Origin of the sequence: Streptomyces hirsutus (assembly GCF_001418415.1) — a bacterium.
Classification (GTDB): Bacteria; Actinomycetota; Actinomycetes; order Streptomycetales; family Streptomycetaceae; genus Streptomyces; species Streptomyces hirsutus.
Map to the genome: position 1 here is coordinate 1 of NZ_LIQT01000580.1, position 11,771 is coordinate 11,771.

Annotated in this window: 6 protein-coding genes and 2 pseudogenes; 3 read left to right on the top strand and 5 right to left on the bottom strand. The window is 71.5% G+C overall.

Going from position 1 to position 11,771, the window contains the following annotated elements; genetic code table 11:
* Positions 1 to 292: 292 nt before the first annotated feature.
* Complete coding sequence (locus AOK11_RS34865; protein WP_055597660.1) at positions 293 to 2,722, top strand: HAD-IC family P-type ATPase; 2,430 nt, start codon at positions 293 to 295, stop codon at positions 2,720 to 2,722.
* A gap of 92 nt (positions 2,723 to 2,814) precedes the next feature.
* On the opposite strand, the gene AOK11_RS34870 is transcribed toward AOK11_RS34865, so the two are convergent.
* On the bottom strand, positions 2,815 to 3,690 hold the full coding sequence (locus AOK11_RS34870) for a hypothetical protein (protein WP_055597661.1): 876 nt from the start codon (positions 3,688 to 3,690) through the stop codon (positions 2,815 to 2,817).
* Between the two features lie 267 nt (positions 3,691 to 3,957).
* Here AOK11_RS34870 and nhaA point away from each other — a divergent pair, with 267 nt between their 5' ends.
* Positions 3,958 to 5,850: a Na+/H+ antiporter NhaA gene (gene nhaA, locus AOK11_RS34875; protein WP_055597665.1), complete on the top strand. Its 1,893-nt coding sequence runs from the start codon at positions 3,958 to 3,960 to the stop codon at positions 5,848 to 5,850.
* 104 nt (positions 5,851 to 5,954) lie between these two features.
* On the opposite strand, the gene AOK11_RS34880 is transcribed toward nhaA, so the two are convergent.
* The 4 genes and pseudogenes from AOK11_RS34880 to AOK11_RS34895 form a co-directional block, all read right to left on the bottom strand.
* Positions 5,955 to 9,113 (bottom strand): sacsin N-terminal ATP-binding-like domain-containing protein, encoded by a 3,159-nt coding sequence (locus tag AOK11_RS34880; RefSeq protein WP_055597666.1) that lies wholly within the window; start codon positions 9,111 to 9,113, stop codon positions 5,955 to 5,957.
* Positions 9,114 to 9,338: 225 nt separating this feature from the next.
* Entirely contained in the window at positions 9,339 to 9,590 is a 252-nt protein-coding gene (locus AOK11_RS34885) for a hypothetical protein (protein WP_055597662.1), read from the bottom strand.
* A gap of 379 nt (positions 9,591 to 9,969) precedes the next feature.
* Positions 9,970 to 10,179: a DUF397 domain-containing protein gene (locus tag AOK11_RS34890; protein ID WP_055597663.1), complete on the bottom strand. Its 210-nt coding sequence runs from the start codon at positions 10,177 to 10,179 to the stop codon at positions 9,970 to 9,972.
* Positions 10,176 to 11,051, bottom strand: a pseudogene (locus AOK11_RS34895) (helix-turn-helix domain-containing protein). The gene AOK11_RS34890 and the pseudogene AOK11_RS34895 overlap by 4 nt, the downstream one beginning before the upstream one ends.
* A 430-nt stretch (positions 11,052 to 11,481) precedes the next feature.
* On the opposite strand from AOK11_RS34895, the pseudogene AOK11_RS44195 reads away from it, so the two are divergent.
* Positions 11,482 to 11,771, top strand: a pseudogene (locus AOK11_RS44195) (hypothetical protein); the annotation flags it as partial.

Sequence of the window (11,771 nt, forward strand, 5' to 3'; positions counted from 1 at the left end):
GACACGGCGATCAAGCGCATACAGGCCGCGCAGGCAGCCCAGGCGGCCCAGGCGGCGGCCCGGACCTCGGAGACCGTGGACGCCCCGGAAGCGGCTTCCGGGACCCCGGAGGCCGAACCCCTCCGCGGCCCCTCCCCGACCCCCTCGGCCGACTGACGGCCCGGCCGGTAGGTCCGTCGGCCGACCGCCCGCGCCTCCCGTACCACCACGGGCCCACCCCCGCTCCTCCCCGGGTCGGATCTTCGGCGCATCCGGTGGGTGAAGCCCTTCCGGCCCCCGTACCGTCGTCTGCATGACGCCTCTCGACGCGGACACGCGGGCCGGTGCCGCGCAGCCTGCCTCCCCGACCTCACCGGTGACCGGCCTGACCTCCGCCCAGGTGGCGGAGCGGGTGGCCCTCGGGCGGGTCAACGACGTGCCGGTGCGCAGCAGCCGGTCGCTCACCGAGATCGTCCGCGCGAACGTCTTCACCCGGTTCAACGCGATCATCGGCGTCCTCTGGGTGATCATGCTGGGTGTCGCGCCCCTCCAGGACAGCCTGTTCGGCTTCGTGATCCTCGCCAACACCGGGATCGGCATCGTCCAGGAGTGGCGGGCGAAGAAGACCCTGGACTCCCTGGCCGTGATCGGCGAGGCACGGCCGACGGTGCGCCGGGACGGGGTGAGCGCCGGGATCGGCACCTCGCAGATCGTGCTGGACGACCTGATCGAGATCGGGCCGGGTGACAAGGTCGTCGTCGACGGGGTGTGCGCGGAGGCCGACTCGCTGGAGATCGACGAGTCGCTGCTCACCGGCGAGGCCGATCCCGTGGTCAAGCAGCCCGGGGACCAGGTCATGTCCGGAAGCTTCGTGGTCGCGGGCAGCGGCGCCTTCCAGGCGACCAGGGTGGGGCGCGAGGCGTACGCGGCGCAGCTCGCCGAGGAGGCGTCCCGGTTCACGCTGGTCCACTCCGAGCTGCGCTCGGGCATCTCCACGATCCTCAAGTACGTGACGTGGATGATGATCCCGACCGCGACCGGGCTGATCATCAGCCAGCTGTTCGTCAAGGACAACGAGCTGAAGAACTCCATCGCCCGCACGGTCGGCGGGATCGTTCCGATGGTGCCCGAAGGGCTGGTGCTGCTCACCTCGGTGGCCTTCGCGATCGGGGTCGTCCGGCTGGGCCGCAAGCAGTGCCTGGTGCAGGAGCTGCCCGCCATCGAGGGCCTGGCCCGCGTCGACACGGTCTGCCTCGACAAGACCGGCACCCTCACCGAGGGCGGCATGGACGTCACCGAACTGCACCTGCTCGACACAGGCACCGGCACCGGCACCGGCACCGGCACCGAAGAGCCGTACGTCCGGAACGTGCTCGGTGCCCTCGGCGTCTCCGATCCGCGGCCGAACGCCTCGCTCCGGGCGATCGCCGAGGCCTACCCCGCCCCCGGCGACTGGCGGCGCGCCGACGCCCTGCCCTTCTCCTCCGCCCGCAAGTACAGCGGTGCCGCCTTCGCCGAGGACGACGGGACCGGCTCCCCCGCCTCCACCTGGCTGCTCGGCGCACCCGACGTCCTGCTCGACGCCGACGACCCGGCCCTGGCCCGCACGGGGCGGCTGAACGAACAGGGCCTGCGGGTGCTGCTCCTCGCCCGTGCCGAGCGGGCCCTGGACGACCCCGAGGTCGCCGTCGGTGTCCGCCCCGTCGCGCTGGTGGTGCTGGAGCAGCGGCTGCGGCCGGACGCGGCGGACACGCTGGCGTACTTCGCCGACCAGGACGTCGACGCCAAGGTCATCTCCGGCGACAACGCGGTGTCGGTCGGCGCGGTGGCCGGGAAGCTCGGGCTGACGGGAACCGTCGTCGACGCGCGCGGGCTGCCCTCCGAGCCGGAGGAGATGGCCGGGGCGCTCGACGAGGGCACCGTGTTCGGACGGGTCACCCCGCAGCAGAAGCGGGACATGGTGGGCGCGCTCCAGTCCCGCGGGCACACGGTCGCGATGACCGGCGACGGGGTCAACGACGTACTGGCCCTGAAGGACGCCGACATCGGGGTGGCCATGGGCTCCGGTTCGGAGGCCACGCGGGCGGTCGCGCAGATCGTGCTGCTCGACAACAGTTTCGCCACGCTGCCGTCGGTGGTGGCCGAGGGGCGGCGGGTGATCGGCAACATCACCCGGGTCGCGACGCTGTTCCTGGTGAAGACCGTCTACTCGGTGCTGCTCGCGGTGCTGGTGGTGTGCTCGCAGGTGGAGTACCCGTTCCTGCCGCGCCATCTGACGCTGCTGTCCACGCTCACCATCGGTGTCCCGGCGTTCTTCCTGGCCCTCGCCCCGAACAAGGAGCGGGCGCGGCCGCACTTCGTACGGCGGGTCATGCGGTACGCGATCCCGGGCGGCGTGCTGGCCGCGCTGGCGACCTTCGCCACCTACCTGCTCGCCCGCCACCACTACAGCGGTGAGGGCGCGCTGGACGCGGAGACGAGCGCGGCGACGCTGACGCTGTTCCTGATCTCCCTGTGGGTGCTGGCGATCATCGCCCGCCCGTACACGTGGTGGCGGATCGGGCTGGTGGCGACGATGGGCGCCGGGTTCCTGCTGGTGCTGGTCGTGCCGTGGCTCCAGGAGTTCTTCGCGCTGAAGCTGGTCGGGCTGACGATGCCGTGGGCCGCGGTCGGCATCGCGGTGGCGGCGGCGGCCGTCCTGGAGGTTCTGTGGAGGTGGGTCGACCGGCGCTTCCCCGCTTAGCGCCCGGTCCGGCGGGCGGGTACCGGCCCCATGCCGACGCGGCCCCACGCCTCGAGAGGCGTGGGGCTGCGTGACCGGTTGCCCGGGGTGACTTACTTCACATCGACGAAGTCGCCCGCGGCCTTGATGGCCGGGGTGGTCGAGGTGCCCTCGAAGTTGAAGCGGTAGTAGCCGTCGACGGAGGCCGTGACCGTGGTCTTCAGGTTGCCCGTCGAGTTCGTCTTGATGGTCTTGACGGTGGTGTAGGTGCTGGAGCTCTTCTTGCGGAACTGCAGCTTCACCGACTGGTTGGTGTAGCCGGCGTACTTGTTGGTCTCCCAGTTGGCGCGCGACAGCTTGCCGGTGACCGTGATGGTCTTGCCCTTCTTCACGGGCTCCGGCGCGGCGTTGACGGTCAGCTTGGACGTGCGCTGGAGCAGGGTGGAGCCGAGGCCGCCCTCGTCGGCGAACTCCTCCGTGACGTAGTCCAGGGCCAGGGCCCCGGCCTTCCAGGTGCCGGCATCGGAGTTGATCAACTCTCCGTCGGCCGGGTAGATGTCGATCTTGCCCGAGCAGTTGGCGGTGGTCGACGAGGTCGCGGTGCAGGTCGCCGCGTATTCGCCGAACAGGAGGTTGACCGGTTCGTCGTAGGAACCCTTGTAGAGGTAGGGGCCGGTCGCGAAGTCCTCGGACGTGATGTCCACACCGGCACCGTGCTTGATCTTGTAGGTAACCGTGGTGGAGACCTTGCTCGTCGTCCCGACCTTGACCGCCTTGGCGACCTTGAGGCCCGAGAAGGAGACGTCGAGGTCCCCGATGACGGCGGCGGCGCTGAACGTGGACCGGGCGGCGGGCGCGCTGTGGGAGCCGGCGAAGGCGGCGGCGGCCTCCTCACGGAACGAGGGACCGTCGGCCTGCGCGGCCGGGACGGCGAGGGCGGTGAGGGCCAGGGCGCCGGAGACCACGGCGACGGTGGCGCGAATACGCATGCGTTCTCCACGTGGAGAAAGGGGCCCCGGTGGTCGACGTTTTTGGGTACGTCACCCAACGGCTCGTCGTCACACCCGGGACCCGAGTGACCATGGAGTCTGTTGACTCACCTGATCAGATACGGAGCTCCACCGAATGGTTGTACGAGAATGGGAAAACATGTGTAGAAATTTTCAAGATCAGCGATCTGACCGAAGCACCATTCCCCTCTTCCCTCGCCGGCCGGCCACGGCCAGAGGCCGGACCAGGGCGGTGAGTCCCTGATGATGTGGCGCACGAAGAAGTCCGGGGACTCCCAGTCCCAGTCGCGGAGGAGTGAGCTGGGAGCCCAGCTGTCCACCCCGGTCCGCAAGTTCATGGCGACCGAGGCGGGCAGCGCGGGTCTGCTCCTGGTGGCGGTGGCCGTGGCCCTGGTCTGGGCGAACTCGCCCTGGTCGGAGTCGTACACCTCCCTCTGGCACACCGACCTGTCCCTCTCCCTCGGCAACGCCGAGCTGTCGATGGACCTGGGGCACTGGGTCAACGACGGGCTGATGGCCCTGTTCTTCTTCGTCATCGGTCTGGAGGTCCGCTACGAGGTCTCCGTGGGCGAGCTGAACAGCCGCAGCCGGATCATGATCCCGACCCTCGCCGGGATCGGCGGCATGGCCGTGCCCATCCTGCTGTACCTGCTGATCGCGCCCGGGGGTGATGCCGCCATGGGCTGGGGCATCGTCATCGGCACCGACACGGCGTTCATGCTGGGCGCACTCGCCATCGTGGGCCCGCGCTTCGTCACACAGCTGCGCGTCTTCCTGCTGGCCATCACCGTCATCGACGACATCGTGGCCGTCACCGTGATCGGCGTGGTCTACTCCGGCAGCATCAGCGTGCCGGAACTGATCATCGCGCTCGTCCTGGGCGTGATCCTGTCCGCGCTGACCCGCTTCGGCGTCTGGCAGGCGGCCCCGTACGTCCTGGTCGTCCTCGTGATGTGGCTCGCCACCCTCCAGGCCGGCCTCCACGCCTCCATCGCCGGCATGCTCGGCGGTCTCCTGATCCCCGCCACGAGCCCGTCGCGGGAGGGGGTGGAGCAGGCCGCGCGGCTCTTCCGCGCCTTCCGCCAGTCCCCCCTCGCGGACGTCGGCAAGACGGCACGCAGGGGACTCCAGAAGGCCGTCTCCGTCAACGAGCGGCTCCAGACGGTCCTCCACCCGTGGTCCAGCTACATCATCGTCCCGGTGTTCGCGCTGGCCAACGCCGGTGTCGACCTGCGCAACGGCGTCCTGACCAACGCCCTGACGTCCCCCGTCACCTGGGCCGTGGTCGTCGGTCTCGTCCTCGGAAAGCTCCTCGGCATCTGGGGCGGCTCCTGGCTCGGCACCCGGACCGGCCTCGGGAAGCTCCCGACCGGGGTGGGGCACGGCCATGTCCTGGGCGGCGGCGTCCTGTCCGGGATCGGGTTCACCGTCTCCCTGCTGATCGTCGGGCTCGCCTTCGAGGACCCGGTCATCCGTGCCGAGGCCACCGTCGGTGTCCTGCTCGCGGCCGTGTTCTCCGTCGCCGTCGGCTGGCTGGTGTTCCATCTGGCCGCCGTCCTGCGCGGCGAGACGGACGCGGACCTTCCGCGCTACCTGGACCGCCCCGTCGACCCGGAGACGGACCACATCCTCGGGCCTCCCGACGCACCGCTCACCCTGGTGGAGTACGGCGACTTCGAGTGCCCCTTCTGCGCCCGCGCCACCGGCGTCACCGCGGAACTGCGGCAGCGTTTCGGCGACCGGTTCCGCTACGTCTTCCGGCACCTGCCGCTGCCCGACGTGCACCCGCACGCCGAACTCGCCGCACGGGCGGCCGTCGCCGCCGACTACCAGGGCCGCTTCTGGGAGATGCACAACCTGCTCTACGAGCACCAGGACGAGCTCGAGTACGAGGACACCGCCGGTTACGCCGCCGACCTCGGACTCGACGTCGAGAGGTTCCTCCGCGACCTCGAGGACGAGAGGACGGCCGCCCGGGTCCGGGCGGACGCCGCCAGCGCCGAGGCCAGCGGTGCCCGCGGCGCCCCGACGTTCTTCGTCGGCAACCGCCGGCACACCGGCCCGTACGACGCGGCGACGCTCGCCCGCAAGCTCGAGGCGCTCGAGGAGGCGTCCGGCTCGCAGGCGCCCACGCCATAACCGAACCGTCCGCCTTCGACGGGTGGGCCGGGGCCGGACCGGCCCCGGCCCACCCGTTTCGACCCACCCGTTGCGATCCCCCGGCTCCGGCCCGCCCGCTCCGGTCAGTCGAACCAGCGGTCCCTGGCCAGCTCCTCGGTCCTGGACGGGTCCTCCAGCAGCGCCGCGACCTCGAACCGGCGCGGCCACTCCCGGGCCGCCCAGGCCAGCCCGGCGGCGACGCCCTCCAGGGTGGCCGCGTGCAGCACCCCGTCGCGGGTCAGCCGCCAGTCGATCTCCACGCCGTCCACGACGAGTTCCTCGTGCTCGACGTACGTGGCGGGGGTGCCCGGTCCGAGCAGCACCCGCACCGGCTCCGGTACGTCGTGCTCGGTGCCCTCGGTGTCCACCTCCCCGGTGACGGACTCGCTCAGCCGCCGCACCTGGAACAGTTCGGCCAGCTCGGCGGCGCGCGAGGGACGGACGGGCAGCAGGGCCATGCCCTCGGTGAACGGCAGCAGGTCGGGCGAGTCGACGACCACCGCGTCGGCGGCGTCCACCACCTCGACCCGTCCGTCGACCACCGCGCGCAGCTCGTCCGGCAGGGTCACCTGCTCCGGGTCCAGGTCGGCCAGCGCCCCGTAGAGGGCGTGCAGCTGGCCGGAGGTGACCTCGCGGTCGGGATCGGCGAGGCGGTCGAGCAGTTCGGCGCCGCCGCCCGGTTCCTCGAGCAGCGCGGACACGGACGTACGGACGCCGAGGGTCCGCAGCACCTGCTCGTCCTCGAAGCCGGTGGCGTCGGCCTCGTCGTACAGGCCGCGCAGCAGCGGGTCGCTCCCGGCGGCGCGCAGGCCGGCCGGGCGGCGGCCGCCGAGCACCGGGTGCCCGCGCAGCCACCACGCGGTGTAGGGGCGTACGACCTCGTGGGTGCCGTCCGGCAGCAGGACGCGGACCGGCTGGGTGAGCGCGTCGCGCAGCGGCGGGCGGGCGAGCAGGGCGAGGGCGCGGGGCCACTGGTCGTCGTCCACGAGGTCGAGGTCGCGCACGGCGACGAGTTCGGTGGCGACGGGCGGCACCGGGCTGTCGGGGAAGCGGTCGAGGACGTCCTCGCTCCACACGTCCACGGCGTCCAGCAGGCCCACGTCGTCGGGCTCGGCGAAGTCCCCTTCGCGTGGCTCGAGTTCGTCCGGGTCGAGGACGACGTCGGTGGCGCGGACGAGCACGAAGTCGACCAGCACGCCGCAGGCGGCCAGCGGGGCCTCGCCCCACTTCCGAGCCAGCTCGGCGTCCACGGCGGCGAGTTCGCCCTCGCGCATGACCTGGGCGAAGGGGCCGCCGGGGAAGACCAGTTCGCAGGCCGGGGAGAGTTCGCCGTCCTCGTCGGGCAGCGCGAGGGCGCCCAGCCACGGCTCGTCGCCGGGTTCGAGGTCCGCGTCGCGCACCAGCCCGAGCACGGTGTCGGCGAGTTCGTCGGCGTCGAGTGCCTCGTCCTCCCAGTTCAGGGCTCCCTCGTCGTCCAGGGAGGCGGCGACGGCGGCCCGCACCTGCGGAGTCGTGAGCACCGCGCGCGGGGTCGCCGGGAGGGCGCCGAGCTTCTCCAGCAGGGGGTGCGCGGCGTCCGGGTGGGCGACCTTGAGGCCGAGCCGGGCCAGCGTCTCGGGGTCGATCCGGGCGGTCTCCACGCCGGGCAGCAGCACCTGCCGGGGGCCGGTGGTGGTCCTGCCGTCGGCGAGCGGCACGGGCAGTCCGGAGAGCCGGTCGGGGTCGACGCCGGCGAGGCTCTCGTACAGCCGCCGCCACCAGTGGGGCGACTTCTCCAGCCCGGCCAGCCGGTCGATCGCGTCGGCCAGCGGGAGGCGGGCCACCCCGAGCGTGCGCAGCTCGGCCCGCCGTTCGAGCCCGGCGGGCAGGAGGGTGGGCAGCACCTCGGCGAGGACCCGGACCGTGTCGGCGCCGGCGCCCTCGACGACCTCGGCGTCCCGGGGCCTCAGCGTCTCGGGCAGATCGGATTCCGTGCTCCCCTCGTCCCCCTCGTCTTCCTCGCCCCGCCCGTCCGGCTCGGCGGCGGGCGGCAGGAACGAGGTCCGCGGGAGCCGCCCGAGGACGGCCTGCCGCAAGGCGCCGTCCAGCTCACCCCGGCCGAGCGGGCCGGGCACGAGGTCGATGATCCCGGCGGTCACCGGACGCCAGCCGGCGAGCAGCTCGGTGTAGGCGTCGGCGGCGCGCTCCACCAGGAAGTCGGTGAGCGGGCCGGGGGCGGTGTGCCGGCGGGTGGAGTCCAGCGGGAAGGAGGCGATGAGCAGGGCCGGGACGCCCAACGGCTCCTCGCTCGGCGTCGGCGCGTGCACGACCGGGCTGGTGCGGGGGCGGGCAGGGGTGCCGTCGGAGTCCACCGGCACGGCCCACGTCACCGACCAGTGCGGGCGCAGCCGCTCCTCGATCGGCCGGTCGACGAGCAGATCCGGCGTGAGCGGCCCGTGCGCGGCGACGGTACGCCAGCGGGTGGTGCCGTCCCGCGAGTCATCGATCACGGTGAGGGCGCCGTCGGTGCCGCGGCGCACGGTGCGGGGCGGGGCGTCGCCGATCTCGACGACGACCTCCTCCAGACCGGGCAGGGCGAGCAGCAGGGCGTCGTCGACGGCGTGCAGCAGCCGCTCGGCGAGGTCGGCGGCGGCCGCGTCGCGCAGCGGCAGGATGACGGCGGTGTCGTACGGGTCGGGGGCGGTGCCCTCGGCGGCGAACGGGAGACGGAGCAGCGGTACGTGCCCGTCGCGCCGGCGGATCTCGTCGCCCAGACCGGCGCTGTGCCCCGCGCTGTCACCGGCGAGTTCCCGGGCCTCGGCCAGCGACCACCGCACCCCGCCGTGCCGGCCGACGAGGGCGGGCTCGTCGGTGACGGCGAGGACGGCGGCGAAGCCGACCCCGAACCGCCCCACGGCCCTCTCGGCGTCATCCCGCTTCGCGGACGCCCGCAGCGTGGACAGGGACTCGACCCCGGCCGCGTCCAATGGAGCACCGGTGTTGGCGGCGACGAGCACCCCGTCGCGCAGCGTGAGCCGAAGCCGCCCCGGCACCCCCGCGCGGGCGGCGGCGTCGGCGGCGTTCTGCGCCAGCTCGACGACGAGGCGGTCCCGGTACCCGCCGAGGACGAGGTCCTCCTCGGCGTTGGCGTCCTCACGGAACCGGGCGGGACTGGCGGCCCAGGCATCCAGCACCCCACGCCGCAGCCGCGCCGTCCCAAACGGGTCGGCGCCCTCGTCCGCAGGCCGTACGAACATGCTCACGGTCACTCTCCTCATCGGCCCTGATCGGCGTGAGGTCGAAGGTACCGCGCCAAGGGTGTCCGGCGAGCCGAGCCCAGCCCGGGCCCGCGCTGCCCCGCACGGATGCCGGGCACCTCCCGACCGCGAGAGCGCCTTCGGTGACGTGCGGGGACAGCAGCCGAGCAGCCGATACGTACGGAGGAGACGTGACCGCGCAACGCCGGGTGCCCGGCCTGCCGGCACCGGTCAGGCCACGTGATCCTCGAAGCGGAACCCGGGACTGGTACGAGGGTCGATGCGGGCTCCGGCTTCCAGAGCCGTGGCCAGTCGCTCGATCAGCGCCGGCGTGGGATCGACGCCACTCTCCTCGATGTCCTCGATGGCCTCTTCGGACAGCTCGGCACGACGGGGTGGGATCCGCGGTGGTCCGGCCGAGGGCGGAGTACCGGAAGCGGGTACCGTGCCGAAGAACGTGAGCAGTCGGCGGGCAAGTGTCACGTGAGCGCTCAAATGGGCGCCATCACGACAACAACAGCCAAAGTGCTCACGCTTCGGGGACCGGATGCCACACCCTGAGCGCGGGTGCCCGCCTCGGCACGCTCAGCCGACCGCCCCCACCCGCAACGCCACCTTCGGATGCCTCGCACCACCTGGAGGGACGCCTTCCCCCTGGCCCCGTACGGGATGACCGGCGCCTTACGAGCAATGCACCCACGTGTCCGTGGCGACTGCGGGCCGCGGGCCCGCCATGCTCTTGGAGTCCCGGACGTGCACGCACCTCGCACGATCACGGCCTCCACCCACTTGTCGCCGTTGCCGCTGCAGCCGCTCTTGGACCACGCCGACCCGGGGGCACCCCCGGCGGAGGCCCTGCGGATCAGGATTCCAAGGCGAACGCCACGAAGTGCGACCAAGCAACCGAGGCCAACGTAAGCCGGGAGCCCTCGACGTTCTTGGAGTCGCGGACATGCACAGCACTCCGCGTGATCGCGACCTCCACACACTCGTTGCTGTTACTGCTGTCGCTGTAGCTGCTCTTGAACCACCGCAGTTCCGAGCCGCTCTCCTCAGACGTCGTGCAGTTCATGTATCCCCCAGCGCTTGCTCGATGAAAGCCAGCGACTCTCCCGGTGAGAGAGCCTGGGCCCGGATGATGCCACACCGCAGTTCCATGATCCGAAGATGCTTCAACTCCGAAACGGGACGGCTGCCGAAGTCTCCCTCGGCTCGGCCGACCGCCGTACCGTCGGCGAATTTGAGCACTTGGATCTCGCCTCCCATACCCGCGTGCACCGCACGGTCGATCGGCATCACCTGGATTTCGATGTTCCTCATTCGCCCCAACTCCAGGAGATGCTCCAACTGACGGCGCAACACCATTTTGCCCCCAAGTGGCCGCCTGAGGGTCGCCTCTTCCTGGACAAAGCACAGCTCGGGGGCCGGATCCCGCTCGAAGATCACCTTGCGGGCCATTCGCGCAGCCACCAGCCGTTCCACCTGGTCCTGTGAGTGCGCCGGCCGCCGCATCTCGAACAGGGCGTGCATGTAATCCGCTGTCTGCAACAACCCGTGAAGGTTGTGGGTCCCGTATGCCGTCAGTTCGACAGCCCGCGCCTCCAACTTCGCGATGTCCCGAACCGTCTTCGGGTACCGGACCTTCTTCACGTCCTCCCAGGCTGCCGCGACGAGCCCGCCCGCGTTCAGCACCTCGTCGGCCTTGACCAGGTAATCCCGTTGGGGAATCCGCTTCCCGCTCTCGACCTTGCAGACGAGGTCGTCCCCGTACCCCATCGCCGCCGCGAACTCGGGGACCCTCATGTCCATCGACTCGCGGCGCAGCTTCAGTTGCCGTCCGACGGTGGTGATGACCGCGACGCCTCACTCGTCGTCCGGATCGACCTCCCACCCCGGCTCGTCCGCCTCACCGTTGAGCCGTCCCGCCTCCACCTCGACCGTCATCGCGCACCCTCCAGCCGTAATGTCACCCTCTGCATGCGTTGAGTGGTCTGTCACGGTACGCACCCGTCACCACGCCGAGTGACGCAAACGGGCAACCCTCATCCGACAGGGCCGAGGCCTCACCACACCGAAACCCGATTTCTTGAGCTCCGGTGCCTCGGGCGCCTTTTCCAAAGAAACATGGGGGAGAAAGAACCCCACCGAACCCCACCCCTCCTCCCATCCGGAGGCCAACTCCCAAACTCACTCGGGCGGGTGAACATCGCCGGTCGGGCTGGATTTCCGGATCCCCCACACCCCTACGCTCAGCGCAACAACCGCAGACCAAGCCGCTGATCGCCGATCACCGGCCGCGGACATACTTCGGCCCCCGCCGGGACTGGCATCCCACTGCGAGGGCCTGACCACCTAGGAAGCCAGAACCTTCCCGATGGATATTCAAAACCCTAGCGCGCCCTCGCGCGCCCAGTCAGCCGACGGCACCGATCGGCTCCACTCCCGGGCGACCCGCCGACCCCCTGTACGCCCCACCGCGCACCCCACGGCCGGCGTCGTCCACGAGAACACCCGCCACACCACCCGCTTCACGGTGATCGGCAACCACCTCACCCAGCACCGGGAACTCTCCCTCCTGGCGATCGGGCTGGCCTGCCACATCCAGTCCCTCCCCACCGGGGCCCGCAGCGACATCACAAGACCCTCACCGCCCGCTTCGACGAG